The organism is Lysobacter antibioticus HS124 (assembly GCF_000336385.2).
Taxonomy (GTDB): domain Bacteria; phylum Pseudomonadota; class Gammaproteobacteria; order Xanthomonadales; family Xanthomonadaceae; genus Lysobacter; species Lysobacter firmicutimachus.
The window spans coordinates 53,652-80,621 of record NZ_HG424513.1 but is presented as its reverse complement, the minus strand read 5'-3'; the positions used below and the strand labels follow the sequence as shown (position 1 = coordinate 80,621).

General features: G+C 69.1%; 19 protein-coding genes, 1 tRNA gene and 2 pseudogenes. 8 read left to right on the top strand and 14 right to left on the bottom strand.

Features of this window, described 5'->3' with window-relative positions:
- Positions 1-73 precede the first annotated feature (73 nt).
- From TX83_RS13140 to TX83_RS13130, 3 genes are all read right to left on the bottom strand, one after another.
- Positions 74-634 carry a GNAT family N-acetyltransferase gene (locus TX83_RS13140; RefSeq protein WP_222423765.1) on the bottom strand — a complete coding sequence of 187 codons (561 nt, stop codon included), beginning with the start codon at positions 632-634 and terminating at the stop codon, positions 74-76.
- Positions 635-1,787: 1,153 nt separating this feature from the next.
- Positions 1,788-1,976 carry a hypothetical protein gene (locus TX83_RS13135; RefSeq protein ID WP_141233498.1) on the bottom strand — a complete coding sequence of 63 codons (189 nt, stop codon included), beginning with the start codon at positions 1,974-1,976 and terminating at the stop codon, positions 1,788-1,790.
- 528 nt (positions 1,977-2,504) lie between these two features.
- Entirely contained in the window at positions 2,505-2,783 is a 279-nt protein-coding gene (locus TX83_RS13130) for a hypothetical protein (protein ID WP_064748398.1), read from the bottom strand.
- A gap of 5 nt (positions 2,784-2,788) precedes the next feature.
- On the opposite strand from TX83_RS13130, the gene TX83_RS13125 reads away from it, so the two are divergent.
- Entirely contained in the window at positions 2,789-3,538 is a 750-nt protein-coding gene (locus TX83_RS13125; RefSeq protein ID WP_064748397.1) for a prealbumin-like fold domain-containing protein, read from the top strand.
- A gap of 132 nt (positions 3,539-3,670) precedes the next feature.
- Here the strand turns inward: TX83_RS13125 and TX83_RS13120 are convergent, their stop codons facing one another.
- Together TX83_RS13120 and TX83_RS13115 are read right to left on the bottom strand one after the other, a co-directional pair.
- Positions 3,671-3,937 (bottom strand): hypothetical protein, encoded by a 267-nt coding sequence (locus TX83_RS13120; RefSeq protein ID WP_064748396.1) that lies wholly within the window; start codon positions 3,935-3,937, stop codon positions 3,671-3,673.
- A gap of 368 nt (positions 3,938-4,305) precedes the next feature.
- Positions 4,306-4,381: transfer RNA gene (locus TX83_RS13115), tRNA-Phe, on the bottom strand.
- 166 nt (positions 4,382-4,547) lie between these two features.
- On the opposite strand from TX83_RS13115, the gene TX83_RS13110 reads away from it, so the two are divergent.
- The 6 genes and pseudogenes from TX83_RS13110 (at position 4,548) to dxs (ending at position 13,112) form a co-directional block, all read left to right on the top strand.
- Positions 4,548-4,994: a DUF6491 family protein gene (locus TX83_RS13110; RefSeq protein ID WP_064748395.1), complete on the top strand. Its 447-nt coding sequence runs from the start codon at positions 4,548-4,550 to the stop codon at positions 4,992-4,994.
- Positions 4,995-6,034: 1,040 nt separating this feature from the next.
- Positions 6,035-6,511 (top strand): LEA type 2 family protein, encoded by a 477-nt coding sequence (locus tag TX83_RS13105; protein WP_064748394.1) that lies wholly within the window; start codon positions 6,035-6,037, stop codon positions 6,509-6,511.
- Positions 6,512-6,628: 117 nt separating this feature from the next.
- Complete coding sequence (locus TX83_RS13100; protein ID WP_064748393.1) at positions 6,629-8,419, top strand: acyl-CoA dehydrogenase C-terminal domain-containing protein; 1,791 nt, start codon at positions 6,629-6,631, stop codon at positions 8,417-8,419.
- Positions 8,420-8,729: 310 nt separating this feature from the next.
- Positions 8,730-9,290 (top strand): annotated as a pseudogene (locus TX83_RS13095) (HNH endonuclease); the annotation flags it as partial.
- 552 nt (positions 9,291-9,842) lie between these two features.
- Positions 9,843-11,039: a hypothetical protein gene (locus TX83_RS13090; protein WP_064748391.1), complete on the top strand. Its 1,197-nt coding sequence runs from the start codon at positions 9,843-9,845 to the stop codon at positions 11,037-11,039.
- A 168-nt stretch (positions 11,040-11,207) separates the two neighbouring features.
- On the top strand, positions 11,208-13,112 hold the full coding sequence (gene dxs / locus TX83_RS13085; protein ID WP_064748444.1) for a 1-deoxy-D-xylulose-5-phosphate synthase: 1,905 nt from the start codon (positions 11,208-11,210) through the stop codon (positions 13,110-13,112).
- A gap of 180 nt (positions 13,113-13,292) precedes the next feature.
- Here the strand turns inward: dxs and TX83_RS13080 are convergent, their stop codons facing one another.
- From TX83_RS13080 to TX83_RS13070, 3 genes are read right to left on the bottom strand one after another with little or no spacing between them, the layout of a single operon-like run.
- Positions 13,293-13,625, bottom strand: a complete 333-nt coding sequence (locus TX83_RS13080) for a DUF3325 domain-containing protein (RefSeq protein ID WP_064748390.1) — start codon at positions 13,623-13,625, stop codon at positions 13,293-13,295.
- An 11-nt stretch (positions 13,626-13,636) separates the two neighbouring features.
- Positions 13,637-15,205: a PepSY-associated TM helix domain-containing protein gene (locus tag TX83_RS13075; RefSeq protein ID WP_064748389.1), complete on the bottom strand. Its 1,569-nt coding sequence runs from the start codon at positions 15,203-15,205 to the stop codon at positions 13,637-13,639.
- 10 nt (positions 15,206-15,215) lie between these two features.
- The gene (locus TX83_RS13070) at positions 15,216-15,581 is read right to left on the bottom strand and encodes a hypothetical protein (RefSeq protein WP_222423764.1); all 366 of its coding nucleotides are present in this window, start codon (positions 15,579-15,581) and stop codon (positions 15,216-15,218) included.
- Between the two features lie 264 nt (positions 15,582-15,845).
- Between TX83_RS13070 and TX83_RS13065 the strand changes: the two genes are divergently transcribed.
- On the top strand, positions 15,846-16,844 hold the full coding sequence (locus TX83_RS13065; RefSeq protein ID WP_064748388.1) for a TraB/GumN family protein: 999 nt from the start codon (positions 15,846-15,848) through the stop codon (positions 16,842-16,844).
- A 32-nt stretch (positions 16,845-16,876) separates the two neighbouring features.
- On the opposite strand, the gene TX83_RS13060 is transcribed toward TX83_RS13065, so the two are convergent.
- The 6 genes and pseudogenes from TX83_RS13060 to TX83_RS13035 form a co-directional block, all read right to left on the bottom strand.
- Entirely contained in the window at positions 16,877-19,429 is a 2,553-nt protein-coding gene (locus TX83_RS13060) for a PEP/pyruvate-binding domain-containing protein (protein WP_064748387.1), read from the bottom strand.
- Positions 19,426-20,079 (bottom strand): TetR/AcrR family transcriptional regulator, encoded by a 654-nt coding sequence (locus TX83_RS13055; protein WP_064748386.1) that lies wholly within the window; start codon positions 20,077-20,079, stop codon positions 19,426-19,428. The genes TX83_RS13060 and TX83_RS13055 overlap by 4 nt, the downstream gene beginning before the upstream one ends.
- 242 nt (positions 20,080-20,321) lie before the next feature.
- A pseudogene (locus TX83_RS13050) lies at positions 20,322-21,053 on the bottom strand (YoaK family protein); the annotation flags it as partial.
- 125 nt (positions 21,054-21,178) lie between these two features.
- Positions 21,179-22,156 (bottom strand): glucokinase, encoded by a 978-nt coding sequence (gene glk, locus TX83_RS13045; protein ID WP_064748384.1) that lies wholly within the window; start codon positions 22,154-22,156, stop codon positions 21,179-21,181.
- Positions 22,153-24,222, bottom strand: a complete 2,070-nt coding sequence (locus tag TX83_RS13040; protein ID WP_064748383.1) for a glycoside hydrolase family 97 protein — start codon at positions 24,220-24,222, stop codon at positions 22,153-22,155. The genes glk and TX83_RS13040 overlap by 4 nt, the downstream gene beginning before the upstream one ends.
- 23 nt (positions 24,223-24,245) lie before the next feature.
- Positions 24,246-26,849: a TonB-dependent receptor gene (locus TX83_RS13035; RefSeq protein WP_186442593.1), complete on the bottom strand. Its 2,604-nt coding sequence runs from the start codon at positions 26,847-26,849 to the stop codon at positions 24,246-24,248.
- Between the last annotated feature and the right edge of the window lie 121 nt (positions 26,850-26,970).

Here is a 26,970-nt window from a genome sequence, read left to right as displayed (position 1 = left end):
GTAGCGAGCGAAAGCGGCGTCGCGCCCGATTTGCTCACAACTCATTACTTACTCCTCCGCACTCGTTCCTGCTTCACAGCCCGAACGCCGGCGGGTAGGTCACCGAGCCGCGCTCGCCGGCCAGGGCGCCGGGGCGCAGTTCCAGGGCCATGAAGCATTCGCCCGAGAACGGCGCGGCCAGTTTCGCGGCCAGCGCGGCGTCGAAGCCGAAGCGCGGGTAGTAGTCGGCGTGACCGAGCACCACCACCGCTTCGAAACCGGCTTCGGCCAGCTGCGCCAGGCCGGCGCGGATCAGCCGCCCGCCGACGCCGCGCCGCTGCCACGCCGGCAGCACCGACACCGGCGCCAGGCACAGCGCGTCGACCGGGCGCCCATCGACCCGCACCGCGAGCGCGGTGAACAGCGCGTGGCCGATCACCCGCGCCCTGTCGTCGAGCGCGACCAGCGACAGCCGCACCAGACCGTCGGCGTGCAGGCGCCCGATCAGCGCGGCCTCGCCAGCGCCGCCGAACGCGGCCCGGGTCAATGCGTCGATCTGCGCTTCGTGTTCGCGGGTTTGCGGCTGGATGCGCATGGGCGTCTGCGATGGCGGGGCGTACGGCGGCACACGGGAAAACATCATCAAACTGAGCATGAAGGCCTCCGTGGGATGCGAGGCAAGACAAGGTCCGGCCTGATGCCGGAACCGGACGCGGATACGCGCGGCCACCAGGCGGCGCGCCCGGACGGCCAGCGCGGGAGCGCGAGGAATGCGCGTCGCGGCATCGGCAACGCAAACGCCGATCGCGGCGCGAACGGCGCGCGCCGGATGCGGCGACGGCAATGGCGGCACGCGCCGCGGACGGCTGCGCATCGCGCGCATCGCCGTCGAATCGATAAGAGCATGGACGTCTGTCGGTAGTCGCCGGAACGGACGCGACCGCGCGCGTTCGCAAGGCGCGAACGACGAACCGCTTTCGACGCGTCGACCCACCTTCGCCGGGCGAAGGGATCAGCGGATGGCTACACGCTCAGACATGGTTCCCTCTGGACCGCCGGTCGGCGGAATACGGGGACGGGCACCGTAGTGCGCCTTGCGCGCGGCTGTCAACTTTCGCCGCCGGGCGACGCCATGACCTCGCCCGATGCACCGGGCTCGTCCTGTTTAGGCAAATCTGCCCGTCTAAGGGGACCTGCGCCAATCGGCGCCGAGTGGCCGCGATCGGGAACCGATTACAGCGCCAGGGGCAAAAACTGACCTTTTTTGTCTGTCCCAGTCGTGGCCGGCCGGGCTCAGCGCCTGGGATCAACGCTCATCGGGGCACACTCTTCGAAAATTGTGAATTTTGGCACATTTTTTGCACGATTCAGCTCACGCTTTTTCACCCTGCCGAGCGGCTTCCGCTCCCGTCGGATGGAACCCCGGACTTCATGACGGCCAAACACCTCGCCCCCGCCCTCTGCCTGCTCGCCCTGTTCGCCAGCGTTCCCCGTCCCGTCCATGCGCAGGCCGGCATCGGCGTGCAGGCCGGCGCCACCCCGACCGGCACCATCGGCACCAACAAAGGCGATCCCGGCTCCGGAGCGCTGCAATGCCCCGCCGGCACCATCGTTCGCGGCGCCTACCATCGCGACAAATCGATGAGCGCGGGGCTCACCTCGACCCGCGGCATGACCAACCGGGTCGGCCTGTACTGCGGCGGCATCACCACCGACGGCAGCACCGTCAACGTGGTCAACCGCAACGCCAACGGCAGCCCGGACGTGCTGTCGGGCACCTACGCTCTGCCGGGCACCGAAGTCACCAATTACTGTCCCTCCAACCAGCTGGTGCACCAATTTGGCGGCTGGGACCGCGAATGGTCCAACGGCCAGTACCCGCCGTGGTCCTCGTCGCTGAACCTGGTCTGCCGGCCGCTGACCCTGGACGCGAACTCGTGGGTGCGGATGACCACCGGCACCTCGACCAGCATCGAGGTCGGCGTACGCGAAACCATGTCCGGGCAACCGGCCCACGTCTCGCGCGGTCCGTTCTGCGCCAACACCGCCACGACCCTGGTCTCGGGCTTGTTCATGCAGGCCGGCGGCGAAGGCTACGACGGCATCAACGTCTATTGCGGCACCCTGTTGCAAGCGCGCCATTCGGCGATCCTGAGCTTCGCCGATTTCGCCTGGAACAAGACCCTCGGCGGCACGGGCTGGCAGGTCAACCTGACCCAGGGCAGCACCCTGCTCGACAACGGCGCCGGCACCACCGGCGCCGGCCGCACCCCGCATGCCAGCGCCGCGTCCAACACCTCGACCGTACAAACCGCGAGCGAGATCTACGTGCTGCCCGGCGGCAACTACCGCGCCGCGATCAGCCAACGTCCGGCCGGCATCGCCGCCAATACCTACGTCACCACCGGCACCTGCCTCACCGGCACCACGCTGAGCAACGAACAAGACGCCTCGTGCACGCTGGCCGTCACCGGCCTGCCCGACATCGCGGTGACGCTGAGCACGCCGACGCCGGCCTACAGCAACTACGGCCAGTTGCAGAACATCGTCCTGACCGCGACCAATGTCGGCCCCGGCGCCACCGACGGCGACGACGGCTTCACCGTGGTCGCGACCCTTCCGGCGGGCTGGACCGCCGGCACCCTGCCGGCCAACTGCGTCGCCAGCGCCGGCAATAGCGTCGTCACCTGCGCACTGAATCCGACTCCTCTGGCCGGATCTAGCGCGCCCGGCAGCAACGGCGGCACGGTCAGCTTCACCATTCCGGTCACGGTCAATTCGCCCACGCTCAGCGGCACGTACACCGCCAATGCCGCACTGGGCCGCACTGGGCCGCAGCGTGCCCGACGGCGACGCGGACGCGACCAACAACGACTTCAATACCGCCAACGACACCGCCAGCGGGCCGCTGGTGTTCCAGAAACAGCCGATCCTGCGCCTGCGCAAGGCGCTGCCGCTGGGGCGTTTCGTCGCCGCCGACCAATTCGACTTGAACATCGCCGGCACCGGCGGGCCGGTCGGCGTCACCACCACCGGCAGCGGCACCATCGCGACCGGCGAGGCCTTGCTCAACGGCAGCGTCGGCGCGGCCTACACCCTGTCCGAAACCGGCGCGGCCGGCGCCAACCTCAACAACTACGCCAGCGCCTACAGCTGCAGCAACGCGCTGGCCGGGGGCCAGACGCCGAGCGGCGCCGGCACCAGCTTCAGCCTCACCGCGGCCGCCGGCGACGATCTGACCTGCACCTTCAGCAACACTCGCGCGCCGCTGGCGGACTTGGCCATCACCAAGACCAATGGCGTCAACACCGTTTCCCGCGGCGCGTCGACCATCTACACCATCGTCGTCACCAACAACGGCCCGGACGCGGTCGCCGGCGCGATCCTGCGCGACCCGGCGGCCAGCCGCCAGGGCCTGAGCTGCACCGCAGCGCCGAGCTGCACCGGTGCGGCCTGCCCGGCCGGGCTGAGCCTGGCGCAGTTGGAAAGCGGCGTTGCCCTCGGCGCGCTCGCCAACGGCGCCACGGTGACCGTCCAGATGACCTGCACGGTGCAGTAGGCGCAACGCCGTGCGGTGCGCCGGGATTGGGGATTAGAGATCGGGGATGGGGAAAAGCGGTGGCTCGGGCGACGGGCTCGAACACCGTGGCCCGCCGCCGCTGGCAGTTGCGGCAGCGGGCGTTGCGCCGGCTTAGAACAATTCCATCACGTCGATCACCCGGCCATCGCGGACGGTGACCAGCACGGTCTTGCTGCCGACGTAGTACTCGTAGCGCTCGGCGACGTTGGCGCCGAACTTGTTCTGGATCGGCACGATCTTGGCCGGCTTGCCCGCCACCTGCTCCAGGCGGCCGACACTGTCGCCGACCACGATCACCTTGTTGCCGAAAGCGACGGTTTGCGCCATCGCGGCCGAGCTGAGGACCAACAGCAGCAGCGAAGCGATCGTACGGGTCATGGCCTGCACTCCTTTGAAGATGCGCCGAGCATAGAGCGCCCCCGCCGCGCGTCTTTGCGCCAATCCGCAGAATCACAGAGTTGCGCACCTTCGCGCCCGGCCAGCCGCCAAACGGCAATATCGGCAAAGATGCTGGCGGGCCTTCGGTCCCTGAAAACCCGTGGCGTGCGCGTAACTGGGGAGGGACGCACGCTGCCAGCCCATCCAGGCTGCCCCAGCGCCGGAGCCGACGCAGTCGGCCGGCACCCCGCCGGAGGGTCGGATTTCTCCTACCTGCGCCTGTCGTCGCGGCAATAACTCGACATGCGCGAATCGGCCTGCGCAAAAACGAAGGGCCCGACCTTGCGGTCGGGCCCTTCGTTTACAAATGGTGGCCGGGGAGGGAATCGAACCCCCGACACGGGGATTTTCAATCCCCTGCTCTACCAACTGAGCTACCCGGCCGTTCGCGGTGTCCCGCGAGAGAGGCGGCATGATACGGACGCAAATCGGATCTGGCAAGTCTCCCCCGCGCTGAACGATATCGGCACCGGTTCGCACTGCGCGCCTGTCCGCGGGCGCATGATGCGCGCAGTCCCGCCAGAACGGCCCGCGCCGTCGAGGAGTGCTCATGAAAACCCTGCTCACCGCCGTCCTTGTCGCCGCGGCACTGGCCGGCTGCGCCTCCACCCCGAAACTGGACGACGCGCAGCGCCTGGCGCTGTACCGCGCCCACGCCGGCGCGCCGGTCGACAGCTTCCAGTACTTCGGCACGCTCAACGGTTGGACGCCGCTCGGCGACAGTGCGCTGGCGGTGTGGACGCGTCCCAACCAGGCCTACCTGCTGGAGCTGCGCGGGCCTTGCAGCGACCTCGCGTTCGCCTCGGCGATCAGCGTCAGCAATCAGATGGGCCGCGTGCACGCGCGCTTCGACAAGGTCACCGCGCTCGGCACGCCGTCGATCAAGATGCCCTGCTTCATCGGCCGCATCCTTCCGCTCGACGTCAAGGCAATCAAGCAGGCGCAACAGGAGTTGCGCAACGCCGGCGCGGTGCCGCGCGACGACGCCGCGCAATGAGCCCGCGCGAACACATCGTGTCGCCGCCGCAACGGCGAGTGCGAGTACGCGCGCAGCCGCGCGATGCGACCGGGTCGAGCCGCGAAGCGTGACCGGGGGTCAGAAAATTCCTACAGCCGGCCGCGCCTTCGGCCGACTGTTTGGCCCCGGCCGCGGCGGCAATCTATGCAGGCCCCGGCAGCACGGTCGATGCGATGACACGGATGCCGCTCTGCAAAGGAAAAAGGCCGTCACCCTCGAGCAGGTGAGCCAGCGGAGCCGGGGTGTCTTCATTGCAAGTGCCGAGGAAGCGTGCATGCACGGCGAAACGGATTTCGCGCCGATGGCCAGGACGGCCGGTCGGCCGACGCCGCACAGGACGTGCGGGGTCCGCGCATGAGGGCGGCGACGTGGATGCAGGATTCGCTCCGCGCGCTGCCGCGCTACCTCCTGGTGCTGGCCACCGTCTCCGCGCTGGCATGCCTGGCGCAGACGGTGGCGCCTTCTTCTGCGCGCCCTTCTGCGCCCACCGCCTCCTCGCTGGCGTTCCCGACTCCTGCGCACCCCGCCGGCACGGCCGATGCGGCGACGCGCGGCACGGCCGTACGCGTCGCCGCACCCGCACGCCCATCGTCACGCCCCGCACCGCCTGCGGACTCTTCCGCGACGCACACCGTTGCGCTCGACTCCGCGACCGCCGCATCGCACTGAACCGCGTTCGCGACGCGCACTGCATCGGCCTTCGGCGGCCGGTCCGTGCGCGGCCCTTGATGATCGCGCGGTGATCAGGCCGGAATCGCCCGCACAGCGATGCCCGCTCGCCCCTGCGCGCTCAAGCCGATCCGTCGCGGCCGATCCGCCCGGTCGAACGCCTCCGGACCGCCCCGCCCCGGGATCGGCGCGCTTGCCCGGCCGGCCGCCGCCATGCTCCCGGCGAACCGGCCTGAGCCGCGCCTGTCCGCGCGAACCTCACCCGGCGCGCCCCTGCCGGGGCCACCATTCGCCGTAGTATCCTCGCGGTCCCAACCCTGTGGAGCGGCGGAATGAAAGCACGGCCCCGGATGCGTACGATCGGCCTTACGATCGGCCTGACCCTGGCCGCCGCGTTGCTGGCCAGCTGCTCGACCGGCCCGGTGCGGCGCGTCTCCGAGCCCGCCGCGCGCATTCAGCAGCTGACCGTACGCGCCAACGGCAGTTGGACGGTCGAAGTGCGGCTGGAGAACTTCAGCAGCATCCCCATGCGCTTCGACCGTTTCGACCTGCAGCTCAAGCTCGGCGAAGAAAGCGCCGGCCAACTGCAGGCCCAGCCCGCCCTGTCGATCGGGCCCGAATCGGCCGACGTCGTCAAAGTCGACCTGACCCCGTCCGGCACCGCCAAGATCGCCGTCGCCGACGCCCTCGCCGGCGGCCGCAGCCTCGCCTACAGCCTCAAGGGCGACGTCGTGGCCACGCCCGACGAGACCAAGCAGCGCACCTTCGCCATCGAACGCAGCAGCGCGTTGAGCCCCGCGCCGGGCTTGCCCGGCGTGATGCGCTGACAGCCGGGATTCGGGATTGGGGATTCGTAGAGGCGCACGGCGCCGCTGCGTCCCGCCTTCGATCCCGCCCCGCTCCGCCGCTGCGAATCCCTAATCCCCAATCCCGAATCCCCGCCCATGAGCACCTACAAAGCCCCCCTCGCCGACATGCGTTTCGCCCTGTTCGACGTGCTCGGTGCCGAAGCCGCGTTCCAGCGCCTCGGCTACACCGACGCCAGCCGCGACGTGCTCGACGCCGTGCTCGAAGAAGGCGCGCGTTTCACCGAGACCGTACTCGCGCCGCTCAACAGCGTCGGCGACCAGATCGGCTGCAGCCACGACAAGGCCAGCGGCGCGGTGACCACTCCGCCGGGCTTCAAGCAGGCCTACGCGCAGTACGTCGAAGGCGGTTGGTCCGGCCTCACCGCCGACACCCGCTTCGGCGGCCAGGGCCTGCCGCACGCGGCCGGCGTGCCGCTGAAGGAAATGATCGACGCCGCCAACCTGGCCTGGGGCAATTTTCCGCTGCTCTCGCACGGCGCCACCGAGGCCTTGCTGCACCACGGCGAGGAATGGCAGCAGGAGGTGTTCCTCAAGCCGCTGGTCGAAGGCCGCTGGACCGGCACCATGTGCCTGACCGAGCCGCACTGCGGCACCGACCTGGGCCTGCTCAAGACCCGCGCCGAGCCGCAGGCCGACGGCAGCTATGCGATCACCGGCACCAAGATCTTCATCACCGCCGGCGAACACGACTTCACCGACAACATCATCCACCTGGTGTTGGCGCGCCTGCCGGACGCGCCGGCCGGCAGCAAGGGCATTTCCTTGTTCATCGTGCCCAAGGTCAAGGTCGCGCGCGACGGCCGCCTGGGCGAGGCCAACGCAGTGCGCTGCGGCAGCCTCGAACACAAGATGGGCATCCATGCCTCGGCCACCTGCGTGATGAATTTCGACGGCGCCCAGGGCTATCTGATCGGCCAGCCGCACAAGGGCCTGATGGCGATGTTCACCATGATGAACACCGCCCGCCTCGCGGTCGGCCTGCAGGGCCTGGGCCTGTCCGACCGCGCACTGCAGAACGCGCTGCGCTATGCGCGCGAACGCCTGCAGATGCGCGCGCTGTCGGGCGCCAAGTTCCCCGAACTCGCCGCCGACCCGATCATCGTCCACCCGGACGTGCGGCGCATGCTGCTGACCTGCAAGGCGCTGGTCGAAGGCGGCCGGGTAATGGGTTACGACGCCGCCCTGCTGGTCGACCTCGCCCATGCCAGCGGCGACGAAAAAGAACGCGCCGACGCCGATGCGCTGATCGGCTTCATGACCCCGATCGTCAAGGCCTGCCTGACGGAGTGGGGCGTGGAATGCACCTACCACGCGCTGCAGTGCTTCGGCGGCCACGGCTATATCGCCGAGCACGGCATGGAGCAGCTCGCCCGCGACGCACGCATTACCACCTTGTACGAAGGCACCACCGGCATCCAGGCGCTGGACCTGCTCGGGCGCAAGGTCATGCAGTTGCAGGGCGCGGGACTGAAGCTGATGCTGGAGCGGATCGAACGCTTCTGCGCCGAGCACGAAGGCAACGCCGCAGTGGCCGAGTTCGTCGCCCCGCTGCGCGCCAAGGCGGCGCAGTGGCAGCAGCTGACGATGTCGGTCGGCAAGCGCGCGATGGCCAATCCGGACGAGGTCGGCGCCGCCGCCTACGACTACCTGATGTACTCCGGCTACGTGTCGCTGGCCTATTGGTGGGCGCGCAGCGTCGCCGCCAGCGAAGCTTCGGCGCAGTCGGAACGCTTCAAGGCCGGCAAACGCGAAACCGCGCGCTTCTTCTTCGCCCGCCTGCTGCCGCGTTGCGAAGGCCACGCCGCGGCGATCGGCGCCAGCGTCGAGACCCTGACCGCGCTCGACGCGGAGGCGTTCGACGCCTGAGCCGCCCCCGCCGGTCCGCGCCGGTCGCGCATCGCGCGCCGGCGCCGGCGGCGACGATCCGACCGCCGGCGCTCGGGCGGTCGCGAGCGGTCGGCGGCGCGCGATTTCGCGCGCCGCTACCAAATTCGTCATCAAACGGGTATAAGCTGGTTTCCCGATGGAGACCGATAGAGCGAAGATCCGCCTGGTCCGAACCGGAACCCACGCTGACATGCTGCAGCGTGAGCCGGATGCCTCCGGTGTCGCCGACCAATACTCGCCGTGGCCCGGCCCCCGCGCCGTCCCACGCAACGCCCTCGAACGTCTGAGCTCGGTGCGACTGCTGTCGCTCGACGCGCACGGCCGGGTGCTGGACTGGATGAACTGGCAGACCGCCAGTTGCCTCTACGCCCGCGGCGCCGTCGCCTGGACCCTCGGCGATCCCTGCCTGGAAGTGCACGGCGGCATCAACCGCCTGACCGGCGAGCGCAGCGTGCTGGCCCTGCATCCGATCGTCGCCGCGCGCGGCCACGCCCGTCCTGGCGCGCTGGATCCGACGCCGGCGCTGACCAACGCCGCCCTGTTCGCCCGCGACGGCCATCTGTGCATGTACTGCGGCCAGGATTTCCATCGACCGCACCTGACCCGCGATCACGTCGTGCCGGTGTCCAAGGGCGGCCGCGACCTTTGGGAGAACGTGGTCGCCGCGTGCTTCGGCTGCAACTCGCGCAAGGGCAACCGCACGCCGCAACAGGCCGGCATGCCGCTGCTGGCGGTGCCGTACCGGCCGAGCTGGGTCGAGCATCTGATCCTGTCGAACCGCAACATCCTCGCCGACCAGATGGCGTTCCTGAAAAACCAGTTGCCCAAGCGTTCGCACCTGGCGAACTGAAGCATCGGCGCGACCGGCACCGCGCGCGCCCGATAGCAGGCGCGGACGTGGCCTCGCAGCGGCGCGAAGACGAACGCCCAGCATCCGTCGCCCGGTCCGCGGACAGCGGACAGCGACGCACGCGAACGCGGGGCGAACGCGCGTCGCGGTCCGGCCTCGTCCTGCAGTGGCAGGCCGGCGTGGGGGACGGACGAAAGGTTCGGGCCGCTCCGCCGTCCGCCCGTTCGACGCCGCCCGTTCGACGCCGCGCTTGCGACGCCGCGATCGGAGCCCCCGCACCGCAACCCCCTGGCCCGACGGTCGCGGCACGCCCCGGGGCCCGATGCCGCAGCACCTTTTGCCCCCGGCTCGTGCGCGTGTACCCGCTTTCGCCGTCGGCGTCGCGAGCCAGGGCGAACGCCACACCCCGATCTTCGTGACGAAGTTCGCAGTATCGCGCTGAAAACCCCGTCTTTCTGCCCAAAAAGGCGCCTTATCGACGCATCACGTCGCGTTGACGGTGACTCGTGCAGTCCGCAACACTTCTCGCTTGATTCTGATGCGGAAACGACCATGCCTTTGACCCTCGGCCTGACCGGAATGGACCCGGCGACGGAGTCTGCGTTGCAGACCGCGTTCAAGGTCGCCAACGCCCAACTGGGCGGGCACTGGTCGCTGGTGCCCGAGCAGCAGGCCGATTTCGTCGTGGTCGACATGGACAGCATGTACGGGCCGATGAGCTGGCTGCGCCTGCATGCCTCGGGCAAGTCGGTGATCGCGCTGACCGCCGCACAGCGCACCCAGGCCGACTTCCTGCTCTCCCATCCGGTGAACACCGATTCGGTACGGCTGCTGCTCGGCGAGATCGCGGTGCAGAGCGGCCAGTCCCTGCCCGCGGCCGCCCCGACGCCCGCCCCGGTCGACATTCCGCACCAGCCGCGCACCGATCCCACCGCCGCCCTGCCCGAGGCGGTGGTCGAACTGCTCGAAGCCGACCGCGCCCAGATCCGCGCCGCGCAAGCACCGGCGGCGTCCGCGCCGACCGCAGCGGCGAGCGCTGCACCGACAACGGTCGTCCCGGCGCCCGCGGAGCCGGTCGCTGCCGCGGCTTCCGCGCCCACCGCACCGGCGGCCGATGCCGCGCCGGCGCCGATCGCGGCCGCGCCCGTGGTTCCGCCGGCGGTTCCCTCCGCGGTGCCCAGCATCACCGCCAGCGGCGACGGCCTGCTCGATTGGCTGATGCCGGGCCGCCTGCGCGGCCTGGTGCGCCTGAACCGCGGCGGCCAAGCGCTGTTGATCGACGCCGACGAACGCAAGTATCACGGTCCGGCGGCGCTCAAGCCGCTCGTCGAGCTGTTCGAACGCGGCTTCGCCGCAACCGATTTCGAGACCGTGCCCGCCGCGCAATGGCAGGCGGCCGCGACCCAGGCCGGCGCGGCGATGCCGCTGTCGCGCCTGGTCTGGTTCGGCAACCTGCTTGCCGGCCGCGGCCGCCTCGCGCCCGGCTACGATCCGCAGCGCCGCTATCGCATGACCAAGTGGCCGCAGACCGAACGCGAGTACCCCAAGCACTTCCGCATCGCCACGGTGATGATGAAGGCGCCGGCGCACCTGGCCGAGATCGCCGAAGCCAGCGGCGTCAGCGAAGCCGAAGTGGCCGATTTCATCAACGCCAACCTGGCCACCGGTTTCGCCGAGGCCGAAGGCGATCCGGCGCCGGCCGAAGGCGCCAAGTCCGGCGGCCTGTTCGGCCGCCTGCGCGGCCGCTGAACCGCTGCGGCACGGGGTCGCAGTTCCGTTCGCCGCGATCGGCAACGCAAAACGCGGCGTATACGCACGTATTCGGGCGATCCCGCCTGAATGCGGGGAGTCACGCTTCTTGCTCGCCTCACACGGGGGCGGGACAATGACCGACTAGCTGAACGCCAGATGGTCGTGATGATCGATTCGCAGCGCTACCCGCGTCTTTCCCGCATCCAGGTTCCCGCCGACCTGCGCCGCTTTCCCGAAGAGGAATTGCCGGCCATCGCGCAGGAACTGCGTGCCTACCTGATCGAGCAGGTCGCCCTGGTCGGCGGCCATTTCGGCGCCGGTCTGGGCGTGATCGAACTCACCGTCGCCCTGCACTGGCTGTACGAAACGCCGCGCGACCGACTGGTCTGGGACGTGGGTCACCAAAGTTATCCGCACAAGATCCTCACCGGCCGCCGCGACAGCATCCACACGGTCAAGCAGAAGGACGGCGTCGCGCCGTTCCCCAAGCGCGACGAATCCGAGTACGACACCTTCGGCGTCGGCCACAGCTCGACCTCGATCTCGGCTGCGCTGGGCATGGCGATCGCGCTCGACCGCCTCGGCGACGAGCGCAAGGTGGTGGCGGTGATCGGCGACGGCGCGATGACCGCCGGCATGGCGTTCGAAGCGCTGGCGCATGCCGGCGGCCTGGACCCGGAGCCCAACGTTCTGGTGATCCTCAACGACAACCAGATGTCGATCTCCGAGAACGTCGGCGGCGTGACCAAGATGCTCGGCCGCCTGACCAGCAGCCGTACGCTCAACGCGATCCGCGAGGGCGGCAAGAAGCTGCTCGGCGACAAGCGCAAGCCGGCGGCGAAGTTCGTGCGCCGCTGGGAAGAGCATTGGAAGGGCATGTTCGTGCCCTCGACCTTCTTCGAGGAAGTCGGCTTCCACTACACCGGCCCGATCGACGGCCACGACCTGCCCGCGCTGCTGCATGCGATGAAAACGCTGAAGGGCCTCAAGGGCCCGCAGCTGCTGCACATCATCACCACCAAGGGCAAAGGCTACGAACTGGCCGAAGACGACCAGATCGGCTACCACGCGGTCGGACCGTTCGACCCGGAGAAGGGCCTGGTCGCCAAGGCCGGCGCCAAGAAGCCGACCTATACCGATGTTTTCAGCGAGTGGCTGTGCGACATGGCCGCCGCCGACGAGCGTCTGCTCGGGATCACCCCGGCGATGCGCGAAGGCTCGGGCCTGGTGCGTTTCAGCAAGGAGTACCCGCAGCGCTACTTCGACGTCGCCATCGCCGAGCAGCACGCGGTGACCCTGGCCGCGGGCATGGCCTGCGAAGGCGCCAAGCCGGTGGTCGCGATCTACTCGACCTTCCTGCAGCGCGGCTACGACCAACTGGTGCACGACGTCGCGATCCAGAATCTCGACGTGCTGTTCGCGATCGACCGCGGCGGCGTGGTCGGCCCCGACGGCGCCACCCACGCCGGCAACCTGGACCTGTCCTACCTGCGTTGCGTGCCGAACATGGTGGTGATGGCGCCGGCCGACGAGGACGAGTGCCGCAAGATGCTCAGCACCGGCCATCGCTACGAGGGCCCGGCCGCGGTGCGTTATCCGCGCGGCACCGGCCCCGGCGCGGCGATCCAGCCGAACCTGGACGTGCTGCCGATCGGCAAGGCCGAACTGCGCCGCCAGGGCGCGCGCATCGCCCTGCTCGCCTTCGGCGCGATCGTGCCGGCAGCCGAACAGGTCGGCGCCGAACTCGGCCTGACCGTGGTCAACATGCGTTTCGTCAAGCCGCTGGACCGCGAACTGATTCTGGAACTGGCCAAGACCCACGACGGCTTCGTCACCCTGGAAGACAACGTCGTCGCCGGCGGCGCCGGCAGCGGCGTGGCCGAGCTGTTGTCCGCCGAAGGCATCGTGCTGCCGGTGCTGCACCTGGGCCTGCCGGACGAGTTCCAGCATCACGCCAGCCGCGAACAGTTGCTCGCCGAGGCCGGCCTCGACGCGAGCTCGATCCGCGCCAGCGTGCTCAAGCGTTGGCCGCTGCTGGCCGCGGTGCCGGCGCAGTCGGCGGCGGGCTGAGTCCCGCGCCGGCTTCGATGCAAAACGCCCGGCTCGCGCCGGGCGTTTTCGTTTCGGGAGCGCAGGCAGCGCTCGGTTATTGCCAGTATCGCTGCGGCGGAAGCTTCGGCCGCAACGTTTCTCCTGGGCGGGAACGGCGCGAACCGCGACCGCGGCACTGCGGCTACAACGCCGCCCCGCTCACCCGGCCCAGAACGGCATGGCCGCGAACGCGCTCAACAGCGCGGCCACCGCGATCTTCGCGCTCGCCTTCGGCGCCATCGTCATCAGCAACGTCCACGCCAGCGCCGACACGATCATCGCAGCGAACCAGAAGATCGGCCCCTGCGCCCAGCCGCGCTCGTAGACCAGCACGGCGAACATCAGCGCCAGCAGCGCCCAACCCGACGCGCGCAGGACGCGGGCACGCGCGGGCACGAACGCCGCGCTCGATACCTGACGATGGTGTTTTTCCAGCCCCCGGCTCAGCAGGCACCACGCGGCCACGCCCAGACTCAATCCCAGCCACAGCATGCGCGCGCTCCTCAGCGATCCGCCAACGCCGGCTCGGCGACGCGTTCGCGCCGCGACGCCGCCTGCGCCGGACGGCGCGCCTTGAGCAGACCGTGGCGCGCCAGCAACGCGAACCCGGCCGCCAGCGCCACCGCGGTCAGGTCGACCGCCGCCAGCGTCCATTCGCCGCGGCCGATCGTCGCCAGCAGGTGACTGCGCGGCGCGGTGGCGAAGTTGACCAGCGGAATCAGCGCGAACGCGACCGCGTTGAGCGCGAAGAATTGCGTCCAGCCGCGCTTGTGCACCGCCGGAATCGCCGCGTACAGCGTCGCCGCGATCCACACCGCGCAGAACACGCTGATCTCGGCCTTCGAACGCGCCAGCGCATCGGCCGGAATCATCCGGTTGGCGATCACCATCGCCGCGCTGGCCAAGGGCATGCCGCCGACCACGCCGAGGTTCAACGCCTGCACCAGACCATAGCCCGACAAGCGACCGGCCTCGGCGATCTTCTTCGCCCGCTTGCCGACCCAGACCTGCATGCCGCTGGCGATCATCACGCAACCGGCGAGACCCATGACGAAGTACAGCCAGCGCAACGCACTGCCGCCCCACTGCGCCATGTGCATGCCGCCGAGGAAGGTGTAGGCCTTGTAGCCGGGCCCGAAGGCGCCGGTCTCGTGCAGCAGCTTGCCGTCGTTGGCGTCGTAGAACACCTGGTCGAAATTCCAGGCCACGTCGCGGCTGTGGTCGCCGCCGAAGGAGATGGTCGCGCTGGTGTCGTCGGGATGATGCACGCTGACCCAGGTCAGCGGCTGGCCCAGGCGCCGGCGCGCGTCGTCGACCAGGCGGTCGATCGGGTAGATCGCCGTCAGCGGCTTGCCGGTTTCCGCGCGCTCGTAGCTGTCGGCGGCTTCGGCGTAGAACGTCTCGGCGTTGCCTTCGTAGGCGGCGAACAGCCCGGCCGGCATGTAATTGGCGACGAAGATCGCCACGCCGGTGTAGGCGATCATCAGGTGGAACGGCAGGCCGAGCACGCCGGTAAGGTTGTGCCCGTCGAGCCAGGCGCGCTGGCCGCCGGCCCGGGGCCGGAAGGTGAAGAAATCCTTGAAGATGCGTTTGTGGATCACGATGCCGGTCAGGATCGCGATCAGCATGAACATGCCGGCCAGGCCGACGATGTACATGCCCCAGGTCGGCGAATGCAGGTTGAAGTGCAGGGTGAAGAAGAATTCGCCGCCGGCGGTTTCCGGCACTTTCTTGCCGGTGACCGGATCCAGGCTGATCAGGTCCGGATCGCCGGCGTCGTAGTACACGCCGGCGTCCAGAGTCTTGCTGCGCTCGCCGGGCAAGGTCACGTAGTAGGCGTGCGGATGCGGCTTGGCGATCTTCTGCAATCGCTCGACCGCGCCCTGCAGGCTGGGCGCCGGCGCGGTCGGCGCGCGCTCCTGGCCGTGCAGCGAAGGCTGCATCCAGTAGGTCAGTTCCTTGTCGAAACAGGCGATGGTGCCGCCGACGAAGATCACGAACAACAGCCAGCCGATCAGCAGTCCGGCCCAGGTGTGCAGCCAGGCCATGGCCTGGGAGAAGCTGTTTTTCATCTCGGTGGCCTCACGTGGGCGGCACGGCGGAGCCGGGGAACAGGGCCGCGGCGCCGCACAGCTTGGCCGCCCACAACAGCACGGCCGTCGCCAGCGCCGGCGCCCAGCAGGCGCGCCAGGCGCTGCGCGCGGCGAAGGCGTACATCGCCACGCCGCACCAGACGAAGAAACTCAGCAGGCTGGCCGCGACCACCCGGTCGACGCGCGGAAACGGCAGGGCCACGCTGAGCAAGGCGGTGCTGGCGTAAGCGAAAAAATAGCCGATGACGATCGCCGCGAAAGCGCGCGCCGCGACCGCGCCGCGGTAGCGCCAGGACAAGGCCGGGCGCGGCTTGCGCGCGCGCGGCGGGGCCGGATTGGCTAGGGTGTCGGTCATGGCGCTGGGCAGGGCGTCCACCCGCGCCCATAACGGCGATCGCGGCGGGGTGACGTTTGGGCGATGCGGAGCGGGCGAGGCTTCAGTCTAATTGGCAATAGTTCTCATTTGCAAACCGCGGCAGCGGCGGCGAGACCCGGATGTGCGTTCCTGGACGCAGTCGATCTTGCCGGCCCGGTCCGGTTACAGATCGCCACACCGGTCGCGCCCACGACCGGCTACGATCCGCTTTCGCCGCGTCCCTCATCCCCCGGAGCGCTTCGCATGCGCCGTTCCCTGTTCGCCCTGCTGCTGTTGGCCCTGGCCCCGAGCGTCGTCCCGGCGCAGACGGCCGCGCCGGCGGCCGACACAATCCGCGACCTGGACACCCTGGTCGTCACCGGCGAACAGCCCGGGCCCGGCATGTGGAAAGTGGTGCGCGGCGGCCACGTGCTGTGGATCCTCGGCACGGTCAGCCCGTTGCCCAAGAACATGACCTGGCTGTCGCGCGACGTCGAGGCGGCGATCGCCGAGTCGCAGGCGGTGATCGCTCCGCCCTCGGTCAATTTCGATACCGACCTGGGCATGCTGCGCACGATGATGTTGATTCCGACCGCGCTGAAGGCGCGCAAGAATCCCGACGGCAAGACCCTGCAGGACGTCGTCCCGGCCGACCTGTACGCACGCTGGTCGGCGCTGAAGGCGCGCTACATCGGCCGCGACGGCGGGGTGGAGAAGTGGCGGCCGATCTTCGCCGCGCAGGAACTCTACGAAGCGGCGATCGAGCGCTCGGGCATGAGCCTGAAGGGCGTGGTCAAGCCGGTGGTCGACCAGGCCGCCAAGCGCCACGGCGTGCCGGTGCTGGAGGCACGGGTCGCGCTCAAGATCGCCGACCCCAAGGCGGCGCTGAAGGAATTCGGCGCCAGCGCGCTGGACGATCGCGAGTGTTTCGCCAAGACCCTGAGCCGGATCGAGGGCGACCTGGAATCGATGCGCGCGCGCGGCAACGCCTGGGCGATCGGCGACATCGCCGCGTTGCGCAGCCTGCCGCAGGGCGACCAGTACCGCACCTGCATGGAAGCACTGGCCGCGACCGGCGTCGCCCATCGCCTGGGCTTCGCCGACCTGCGCGAACGCGTCGCCGCGACCTGGCTGGAACGCGCATTGGATTCGCTGGCCGAGAACCGCAGCACCTTCGCCACCCTGCCGGTGTCGGATCTGCTGGAAAGCGGCGGCCTGCTCGACAAGCTGCGCGCCCAGGGCTACACGGTCGAGGACCCTTGAACGACGACGCCCACGCGTGAGCGGCTGCGCGCTCAGGCGCGCAGCCGACGCACCAGGCCACGGTCGCCGTCGACCTCGATTTCCTCGCCGTCGACCAGGCCCGCCAACACGCCGGGCAGGTTGGCCACCGCCGGAATGCCGAATTCGCGCGCGACGATCGCGCCGTGCGAAAGATAGCCGCCGGTCTCCATGACCAACGCCGCCGCGCGCAGGAACAGCGGCGTCCACGCCGGGTCGGTGCTCGGCGCCACCAGGATCTCGCCCGCCGCCAGCGCCGCGCCTTCGCGCGGGTCGCGCACGATCCGCGCGCGGCCGCGCGCGCGGCCGGCGCCGATCGGCGTTCCGCTCCAATCGCCCTCGCCCGCCGCAACGCGCGCCGGCTCGTGCGACAGCTCGGGCGCGCTGCCGTGTTCGACCACCAGTTCGAGTTCGGCCTGCCGCGCCTGCCGCCCACGCAGCTCGCGCCGGCTCAGCGCCCGCATCCGCGCGTGCGCCGGTGCGAGCCGGCCATCGGCGAGCGCGCACCATTCCTCGGCGTCGAGTTCGAACGCGTCCTCGGCCCGCTCCAGCGCGCCGCGCTCGCAGGCGCGCTCGCCCAACTTCAGCGCCAACCGGCGCAACGCTTCGAAATACGCCATCAACGCGCTGCGCGCGGCCTCGCGCTGGTTGCTGTCGCGCGCGGCGCTACGCAAAAGATAGTTCAGCGCCGGCCGTTGCCAGGCCGGCAAGCGCCCGCGCAGGCGTTGCCGCGCCGACGCGCCGGCCTCGCGCTGGCGCCGGCGCAGCGCTTCGGCATCGCTGCCGAGCAGGGCCAGGATCTGTTCGAACAGATACCGCGGCTGCTCACGCCAACGCGCACGACGCAGATAACTCTCGGCGACCGCGCGATGGCCGTAGCGATCGAGAAACGCCGCGAATTCGCTGCGGAACGCGCTGTCCTGCGGCAAGGCTTCGCGCCAGGCCGCATCGTCCCGCCCGCCGTTGCGCAGCCAGGCCAGAACGGTCGGCTCGGCCGCGGCGGTCGCCGCCAGCGCCATCAACTCGTAGCCCTGGCGCGCGGTCGTGCTCGGCTCGCCGCCGGCCAGCAAGGCCGCCGCCAAGGCCTGCCCTTCGCCCGGGCAGTACTTCTCGATCAAGTCGACCAGACCGGCGAGGCTGCCGCCGGCCGAGCCCTGCAGGAAGAACAATTCGTCGGCCCGGCGCACCTGCTCGGTGTGCTCGCGCAGACGCAGGGCCAAGGCGCGATCGCCCTGGCTCAGGTCTTGCTCGCGCCACCGTTTCGCGCAGGCCAGCGCGGCGGCGACATCGCGCCCGGCGCGGCGGCGGCGCGCCGCGGAACGGCGCAGATATCTCAACAGGCGAGCGCCCCGGCGCAGACGGTCGCGCCAGCCCGGCGCCGGCACGGCGATCTCGGGCAGGCGGCCGCCGATCAAGGCGTTGATCGCCGCCGGGGCGATGCCGTAAGCGTCGTAGCCTTCCCACTGGATCAGCGAGGCCTCCAGATAGACCCGCCCGTGATGCAGCCCCGCATGCGGCACGCCATCCAGCACGGGGTAACCGCCGAGTTCGTAGCCGGCGGTGAGCATGCGGTCGGCGGCCACGGCATAGATCGACCAGTCCATCGCCGACAGCGGCTCGGGCAGGATTTCGCGGGTGTTGCCGCGAGTCCACAGCGCCGCTTGCGTGCGCAACGCGGGATAGGTGTGGCGCGCGCCGGCGGTGATCGGCCGCGCCTGCACGATCCACACCCGCGCGCCGTCCCAGACCCACTCCACATCGTAGTGCGGCCGGGCGAAGTCGAGCGCGCGCGCCGCGTCCATGGCCAGGGACGCGACCTGTTGCGACTGCTCGGGCGTCAGCACCGCCTGCGCGCCCTGCTCGGCGGGCGTGTCGGCCAGTTCGGTGCCGCCTTCGGCGCGGGCGCGGGTGTAGTGGCGCTTGGCGCCGATCCGCCGCTGCAGCGGCGAGACACGTTGCTCGATGCGATCGTAGTGCAGCAGGTACTCGTCGACGTCGGCCTGGCCGCCGACCAGGGCCTCGCCCAGGCCCCAATGCGCGTTGACCGCAACGCGGTCCTCGCGCCCCGAACGCGGGTCGCGGGTGAAGACCACGCCCGAGGCCAGCGCCGGCAGCAGCGGCATGACCACCACCGCCATCGCCGTGTCTTCGCCGTCGAGGCCGAAACGCTCGCGGTAAGCGCGCGCGGCCGGCGTGCGAGCCGAATCCCAGACCTCGGCCACGGCCCGCGCCAACGCGTCCAGGCCAAGCACGTTGAGGCAGGATCGGTGGATACCGGCAAACGAAGCCTGCGTCGAATCCTCCTGGGGCGCCGAGGAGCGCACCGCCAGCGCGCGCTCGAGCCAGCCGCGCCGGGCCAGTTCCTCGGCCAGCCGCGCGCGCAACGCCGCATCGACGGGATCGCCCGGCGCACGATCGCGGCTGGCCGCGGCGGCGATCACGAAGCCGGAGGGCACCGCGATGCCCAGCCGGGCCATGCGCCCGAGCTGCCAGCCCTTGCCGCCGGCCACGGCCGCTCCGGCCGCGGCCGCCTCGCTCCAGTCCAGCACGGCGGCAGGCGCGTTCATGCGCGCGTCTGCACAGGCTGCGCCGCGCCATCCACGAACAGCTCGACGATCGCGCCGAATTCGTCCTGCAAGGCGGGTGGCGCCGCGCCGTCGGCCGGCGCCGCCAGCCAGCGCATCAGCGCGCCGAGGTACAAGTGCTGGAGCAGGTCGGCGAAATGCTCGGCGGGCAGGTCGCGGCGCAACTCGCCGCTCGCCTGTCCTGCCAGGATCAGGGCGCGGAACAACCGCTCCAGACCGCTGCGCTCTTCGCCATCGCGCCGCCGCGAGGCGGCCTCGACGGCCAGGAAGCGGTAACGCAGGTACGGCGACAGATACGCCCGGCGGCGCTCGTACCAAGGCACCGAAGCCTGCAGCCAGCGCGCCAGCCGGCGGGCGAAGTCGTCCGGCTCGGCCAGGCTCGCCGCCAGCCCCTCCATGGCCTGCGCCAGTTCGCCATGGAACTGATGCGCCAGCAGCGCCTCCTTGACCGGGAAATGGTTGTAGAGCGTGCCCTTGGCCACGTCGGCCGCGACGGCGATCTGCTCCATCGTCACCGCCTCATAGCCCTCGCGTTCGAACAGGCCGAACGCAGTGGCGGCCAGGTGGTCGAGGGTCTGCTGGCGCTTGCGTTCGCGTCGGCCCGGATCGGGCGCTGGGAGAGAGGCGTTCATGGATCGGCCAAATATTGAACTTCGAATATATTTGTACGACGTTCAATATTTGGCAAGTGCCGGCCCTGCGACCCTGGATGCGGTCGGCACCCGCCCTTTCTCAAGCACGAGCCACCGCTCGGCGCGGCTCTACGGCGCGCCGATGGGCAGCGATGGGAGGCCGAAGGCCGTGCCGGACTCGGCGCGCGAGCCGGGGCCGGCCCCGGGACCCGGCCCCGGCTCGCCGGCTCGCCGGCTCAGAAACGCGCGCGCAGGTCGTCCAGCACCGGCACCAACGCCAGCAGACACAGCAGCGCCGCCAGCGGCACGGTCGCGGCGAACCCGAGGTGGGCGAAGCCCAGCGCACCCAGCACGCCGCCTGCGAAGAACAATCCGACCAACCGCGCCAGCAGCCACAAGCGGCGCCGGTCGGCGCGCACCGGCGGCGTCGCTTCGCGCCGGTTCCAGTAGGCGGATTTGCCCAACTCGATGCCCAGATCGGTGATGAGACCGGTGACGTGGGTGGTGCGGATTTCCGCGCGCGATAGCTTGGTGATCATCGCGTTCTGCAGCCCCATCACGAAACACAGCAGGGTCGCGGTCGCCGAAACGAACACCCATTGCGTGGCGTGCAAGCGGCTGCCGGCCACGCCGAAGGCCAGCAACAGCCCCGCCTCGCCCATCAACGGCAAGGCGTACTCGCTATGCAGGCCGCGTCGGCGTCCCCAGTGGATCAACATCGCCGAGCAGGCGGCCCCGGCGAGAAAGGCCAGCACCGCGGCCAAGCCGCTCGCCACCAACGCCAACCGGCCCAAGGCGAGATTATCGGCCATGCCCGACACGATCCCGGTCATGTGCGAGGTGTATTGCTGGACGGCCAGAAATCCTCCCGCATTCACCGCACCGGCAACGAAGGCCAGATAACCCGCCAGTTGACGGTCGGCACCGGGGTGGCGCGCGCGCCCGGTGAGACTGCGGAGATAAGCCACAGGCATGGCGTCCCTCTAACCGGACAGCGTCGGCCAATCGCGACGCGATCGATTATCGCGCCGAACCGACAAAACGTAAGCCGCTCCCCCGCTGGCGCCGATCCCTGCATCGTCGCGGCCGCGGCCTCCGGCTACGCCTCATGGCGCGCATAGCTCGCGGCGCCGAGCAGACCGGCGTGCGGATGCATGACCGCCAGGACGGGCACGTTCGCCATTGCCGCGGAAAACCGCCCCTTGTGCTCGAAGCGCTGCCGAAAGCCGGAGCTGCGGAAGGCCGGCAGCAATCTCGGCACCAAGCCCCCGGCGAGGAAGACGCCGTCCCAGGCTCCCAAGGTCAGCACCAGGTCGCCGGCGACCGCACCGAAAACCGCACAGAACACCTCGATCGCCCGTCGGCAGCGAGGGTCGCCGTCCGCCGCCATCGCCGTGATGTCGGACGGTCGCAACGGTTCCGGATCTGCCCGCTCCATCCGACTCAACGCACGATGGATATTGACCAGTCCCGGCCCCGACAACAGGCGCTCGTTCGACACCCGGCCGAATTCGACCGACAACTGTTCGAGAATGCGCGCTTCCTCGGCATTGCACGGGGCGAATCCTGCGTGACCGCCCTCGCTCTGCAAGGCGCGGCATTGTCCGTCGCGCATGCTCAGACCGCCGACGCCCAGGCCCGTGCCCGGCCCGATGACGGCGTAGTCCCCGCTCTGACGCGAATGGACGGCGCTCCACCCCGCCGCACCGATCGCGCTGACATCCTCCGCGCCGTACAGCCGGATCGCCATCGCCTGCGCGGTGAAGTCGTTGATCAGTTCCAGGCGTTCGAGCCCCAGCACGGCGCGGGCCCGTTCCGCCGAGATCACCCAGGGGTGATTGGTGATCCGCGCTTCATCCCGATCCACCCGCCCCGCCACGGCGAACACGCCCGCGCCGGCGTGCGCGCCCGCCTGCGCGAGAAAATGCCGGGCCGCATGCTCCAGCGAGGGAAAGTCGGCCACGGCGTACTCGCGCACGCTGTCGTCCCGATAGGCCTGCACCGACTCCGGAGCGGACAAGGCGAATCGCGCATTCGTGCCGCCGATATCCGCCAAAAGCAGGCTCGCCGACGTCATCGGCGCCCGACCGGGACGAAGCGGATCGCCTGCCCGCCGCCCGGCGCGAGCCGCAGCGTCAACACGTCGCCGCGTCGCACCTCGCGGGTATCGCGGGCGAAGGCGAAGCGATCGCCCTGCCAGTCGGCGCCCTCGCCGTCGCGGTAGATTTCCGCGCGATAGGTCCGGTCCGGGTCGAGAAAGCCCAATGGCACGGCCAGATTGCGCGCGTGCTCGTCGGAAACGCTGCCGAGGAACCAGTCCTCGCCGCCGCGCGCCTTGCGGACGACGGTGACGTAATCGCCGACCTCGCCGTTGACCACCTTGCTGTCGGACCAATCCACCGCCACGTCCTTGATGAACTGGAACGCTTCCGGATAGCGCTCGTAGTTCTCCGGCAGGTCGGGCACCATCTGAATCGGGCTGTAGATCACCACATACAAGGCAAGCTGCTTGGCCAGGGTGCTTTGGATCGGCCTGCCTTTGGCGCCGGTCAGGCTCAAGATACCCGGCGTGAAGTCCATCGGCCCGGCCAGCAGACGGGTAAACACCAGATTGGCCTCGTGCTCGGGCGGATTGGGCGGACGCCCCCAAGCGTTGTATTCCATGCCGCGCGCGCCTTCGTTGGATATCCAGTTCGGATAGGTGCGCCGCAGGCCGGTGCTCTTGATCGGCTCATGCGCATTGATGGCGATGCCGCGCTCGGCCGCCGCGGCCACCACCTTCAGATGGTGGCGCGCCATCGCCTGGCTTTCGTGCCAGGCGAAACGAACCCGACCGTCGTCGCCGCGCACCCTAGCGCCTCCCGCATCCGCTACGTAGCCGGTCTTGACCGCATGCACCCCCACGCGTCGGTACAGGTCCATCGCCGCGTCCAACTGGGATTCGTAACGCGCGGCGTTGCCGGCCGTTTCGTGATGGCCGATCAACTGCACTCCCTTGGCCTGGGCATAGCCGGCCAGCTTGTCCAGATCGAAGTCGGGATAGGAACGGGTGAAATCGAACTCGCCTCCGTCGCCGAACCAATGCCCGTCCCAGCCGACGTTCCACCCCTCCACGAGCACGCCGCCGAAGCCGTTGCGCGCCGCGAAATCGATATGGCGCATCACGTTCTCGTTGTTCGCTCCGTGGCGAGGACCCGATCCCCAGGTCTTGGTGTCCAGGTGCATTTCCCACCAGACGCCTGCGTACTTCATCGGCTTGAACCACGACACATCGCCGATCCGGTTGGGCTCGTTGAGATTGAGGATCAGGCTGGAATCGACCAGGCCGCCGGCGTCGTCGGCCACTTGCAGCGTCCGCCACGGCGTATGGAACGGAGCTTGCCGCACGACCTTTCCGGCCTGGCCCGAGCCCGGCGTCAGCGCGCTGCGCAATTTTCGCCCATCGACGCGAACCAGATTCATGCCCGAATAGTCGACCAGGGCCGCCTCGTGAATCGAGACATGGGTACCGTCGGCCAGTTTCATGGTGATCGGCGTTTGCGCGAAGCCGACCTGCTCGATGGGCGTGCGATGGTAGAGGTACTCCTCGCGATTCCATTCTCCGGCCGGTATCCACCAGGCCGTCGCATCGGCGGCGAGATTGAACTCGGTGAGCTCCTCATCGATCACGACCGGCGCCTGTGCGGATTCCGGAAACTCGTAGCGGAACCCGAGTCCGTCCTCATATACCCGGAACACCACGTCGAACCGGCGCTTCGCTCCGATCGTCTCGCCGATCGTCAGCCTCAGCTCGTTGTACCGGTCGCGGACGAACTGTCGTTCGCCCCACGGCTGCTCCCAGGTATCGTCGTGCCGGCGGGTGCTCTTCGACACCAGCGCCAGGTTCCGCTCCAGGCGACCGCTGCCCAGCAGCATGCCCAAACGCGATTCGTCCAGGATCGGTTTTCCGCGGCGATCGACGCGGTAGTGCAGCCGATCCTCGTCGACCGTCACGCTCACCTGCAGGCTGCCGTCGGGCGATTCGATCTTCGCCGCCGCTTCCGCGCGCGCGCTCGCCGGTTGCGCCGCCATCGCGAACAGCAACAAAAACAGCGAGTTCCCCGCCGTTCGGCCATGCACGCACTTGCAAGACAGGAATTTCATCTGATGTCGGCTCCGTGAATCGATCAGAAGCTCACCCGAACCCCGAGTTCGAAACGGCGGGCGAACGGTTCGTAGAAGGTGGTGAAACGTTCGTCCAAGGCGTAGGTATGCTGCACTTCCTCGGTCAAGTTGTAGACCTGCAAGAAGCCGGTGACCTTGTCGTTGAAGGCGTAGCTTGCGCTGAGGTCCAGGAATCCCGAAGCGGCCGTGGTGGCCGGCGTGTTGACGGGGCCGCAGACCGCGCAGGAAACGTACTTGTCCCGATACGAATAGGACAGGCGCGCGGCGATCGGCCCTTTTTCGTAGATCGCCTGCAGGTTGAGCGTATTCCTGGACACGCCGTCCAGCGTCGTGGTTTTGCGCACGCCGTTGACGGTGACGTCGGCGGTGCTGTCCACATAGGTGTAATTGATCTGACCGCCAAAGCCGCTGGGGTGCATGTACTGGTAGGCCGCCTCCAGCCCGGTCAACTGGGCGGTATCTCCGTTCAGCGGCGCGGTCACCTGGAAAGTCTGGCCCAGGATCGTTTCCGGGAACAGCCCCATGGTGACGAAGCCGTCGATCCGCTTGTGGAACAGGGCCACCGACGCGGCCGCGCCCTCGTCGCCATACCACTCCAGCGACAGATCGAACGCATCGGAACGGATCGCCTCCAACTCCGGGTTGCCGTTCCGGGTGACCCGGGGCGGATAGCTGTTGATCTCGTAGTTCACATCCACGCCGAGTTGGGTGAACGTCGGCCGGGTAATCGCCCGCGACGCGGCTGCGCGCAGTTGCAGGTTGTCGTTGAAGCGATAAGTGAAATTGGCCGACGGCAGCCAATCGTCGTAGTTGTGATCGACGCTGACCGGATGCACGTCGGAGAAGGTCGGCCGGTAGTTGGTGCTGTTCGGAATCGGTTCCAGGGCCAACAGCTCCTGGCTGTGCCCCTTGGAGGTCATGTCGGTGCGGACGTAGCGCAAGCCGACATTGCCGTCCCAGCGGTCGCCGCTGAAGTTCGCCTGCACATAGCCGCCGTACTGATCCTCCTCGATCGACGACGAAGCGCGTTCGCGCAGCTTGGCGGCGATAGTCGAATCGAAGTATTCCTGCCCGCGCAGCTTGACCGCCGCCTGGAACAGGGCCGCGGCGTCCAGCGCCGGCCAGCGATTGCGGCCGCCGACCAGGCCCGCGCGATATCCGCCGTCGGGAAAGGCCGTCGTCGCGCGCACGCCGGCCTCTCCCAGCGTGTCGCCGAAGCCGCAGTAGCCGCAACCGCTGGGGGACGCGAAGAATTTCTTGTCCTTTTCCCGATTGGCGTAGAACAACCCGCCCTCCAGCGTCGCCATGACGTCGCCCAGGTAGGTCACGTAGTCGAAGTCCGCGCGCGCCGAAATGGCTTCGTCGCGAGTCGACTCGCCCTTCTGCTCCATGAAATGCAGGCCGATTTCGTCGTTGCTCACGTCCAGGCAGCTGCGGCCGTCCGGCAAGACGCAGGTGACGCTCGGCACCGGGCTGGCCGCCTGGTAGCGATAACGGCCGCCATTGACCCCGGCGACCGTGAAGTAGTCCTTGCCTGAGTTCGGCCGGTCCGCGACCGAGTAGGCGAGGTCGAACGTGGCCGCGAGCTTGTCGGTCGCTTGGAACCGGGTGTTCCAGCCGACCTGGTACAGATCGACGCTGCGCTCTTTGCTGTCGGTACCGATTTCGAGCGGCGTATCGTCCAGATCGAAGGACGTGATCAAGTGGCGGTTGACGCCCCCGCCGTTCCACGGCGCCAGGGTCGCGTTGGCGAAGCGCCCCCAGCCGTCGTTGCTGTAGAAGTTGACGTTGTACGAGTAGTTGGTCTCGGGCGTCTCGTAGCGCGAATAAAACGCGTCCAGCGTGGTCTTCAGGCGGTCGTTCGGCCGCCAGGTCAATCCGCCCACCCAGCTCAGCCGCTCGCGGTCGCCGGTCTTGACCTGATAGGAGATGATGCCGGGGAAGGCGCCGCGACCGTCGGCCTGATCGCTGCGGACGCCGTCGCCGTTGGCGTCGGTGGTCTCGGTGCTGCGCGCGAAGCTTTCGAACGTATCGGAACGCCACTTGCGCTTGTAGTAGTACAACCCGCCGAACACGCCGACGGTGTTGTCCCGGAAGGTATCGCTGCCGATGAAGCCCAGCCGCGGCGTGGTCGACGACGAAGCATCGTCGTGGAGGGCGCTGACCGAGCCGCTGAAGTGCCGGCCGGGCCGCGACAAGGGATCGAAGGTCGACAATTCGACCAGGCCGCCGATGCTGCCGTCCGGTTGCGATGCGGTGGGCGACTTGTACACCGTGACCCGATTCAGGACTTCCGCGGGCATCACGTCGAAGCTGAAATCCCGCCCGGCGTTGTCGGTAGCGAGCACGCGGCCGTTGAACGTCGTCAGATTGAACTGGCTGTTCAGACCGCGAATCGAGACAAAGCGCCCTTCGCCACCGGTGGTTCGCCCGATCTGCACGCCGGTGACGCGCTGCAGCGCGTCTGCGATGTTGGCGTCGGGAAATTTGCCGACATCCTCGGCGCTGATGGTGTCGGTGATCGATTTTTCGTCGCGCTTGCGGTCCGAAGAGCGCTCCAGACTGCCGCGGATGCCGACTACCTGGATCCGATCGAGATCGGTCACTGCCTGAGTCGGAGCCGGCTCGGGCGCCTGCGGCGCGACGGAGTCGGCGGACGGCGCTTGGGCATTGGCCCGTTGGCTCATCAATGCGATGACCAACAGGCAGGCGGACGTCAGTGGCGCC

Coding starts and splice junctions, on each gene's coding strand:
- dxs (WP_064748444.1), top strand. CDS start 11,208: ATGATCGATTCGCAGCGCTACCCGCGTCTTTCCCGCATCCAGGTTCCC.
- TX83_RS13090 (WP_064748391.1), top strand. CDS start 9,843: ATGCCTTTGACCCTCGGCCTGACCGGAATGGACCCGGCGACGGAGTCT.
- TX83_RS13060 (WP_064748387.1), bottom strand. CDS start 19,429: ATGAACGCGCCTGCCGCCGTGCTGGACTGGAGCGAGGCGGCCGCGGCC.
- TX83_RS13120 (WP_064748396.1), bottom strand. CDS start 3,937: ATGACCCGTACGATCGCTTCGCTGCTGCTGTTGGTCCTCAGCTCGGCC.
- TX83_RS13055 (WP_064748386.1), bottom strand. CDS start 20,079: ATGAACGCCTCTCTCCCAGCGCCCGATCCGGGCCGACGCGAACGCAAG.
- TX83_RS13070 (WP_222423764.1), bottom strand. CDS start 15,581: ATGACCGACACCCTAGCCAATCCGGCCCCGCCGCGCGCGCGCAAGCCG.
- TX83_RS13065 (WP_064748388.1), top strand. CDS start 15,846: ATGCGCCGTTCCCTGTTCGCCCTGCTGCTGTTGGCCCTGGCCCCGAGC.
- TX83_RS13135 (WP_141233498.1), bottom strand. CDS start 1,976: ATGGTTTCGCGTACGCCGACCTCGATGCTGGTCGAGGTGCCGGTGGTC.
- TX83_RS13040 (WP_064748383.1), bottom strand. CDS start 24,222: ATGAAATTCCTGTCTTGCAAGTGCGTGCATGGCCGAACGGCGGGGAAC.
- TX83_RS13075 (WP_064748389.1), bottom strand. CDS start 15,205: ATGAAAAACAGCTTCTCCCAGGCCATGGCCTGGCTGCACACCTGGGCC.
- TX83_RS13110 (WP_064748395.1), top strand. CDS start 4,548: ATGAAAACCCTGCTCACCGCCGTCCTTGTCGCCGCGGCACTGGCCGGC.
- TX83_RS13100 (WP_064748393.1), top strand. CDS start 6,629: ATGAGCACCTACAAAGCCCCCCTCGCCGACATGCGTTTCGCCCTGTTC.
- TX83_RS13125 (WP_064748397.1), top strand. CDS start 2,789: ATGCCGCACTGGGCCGCACTGGGCCGCAGCGTGCCCGACGGCGACGCG.
- TX83_RS13140 (WP_222423765.1), bottom strand. CDS start 634: ATGCTCAGTTTGATGATGTTTTCCCGTGTGCCGCCGTACGCCCCGCCA.
- TX83_RS13105 (WP_064748394.1), top strand. CDS start 6,035: ATGCGTACGATCGGCCTTACGATCGGCCTGACCCTGGCCGCCGCGTTG.
- TX83_RS13080 (WP_064748390.1), bottom strand. CDS start 13,625: ATGCTGTGGCTGGGATTGAGTCTGGGCGTGGCCGCGTGGTGCCTGCTG.
- glk (WP_064748384.1), bottom strand. CDS start 22,156: ATGACGTCGGCGAGCCTGCTTTTGGCGGATATCGGCGGCACGAATGCG.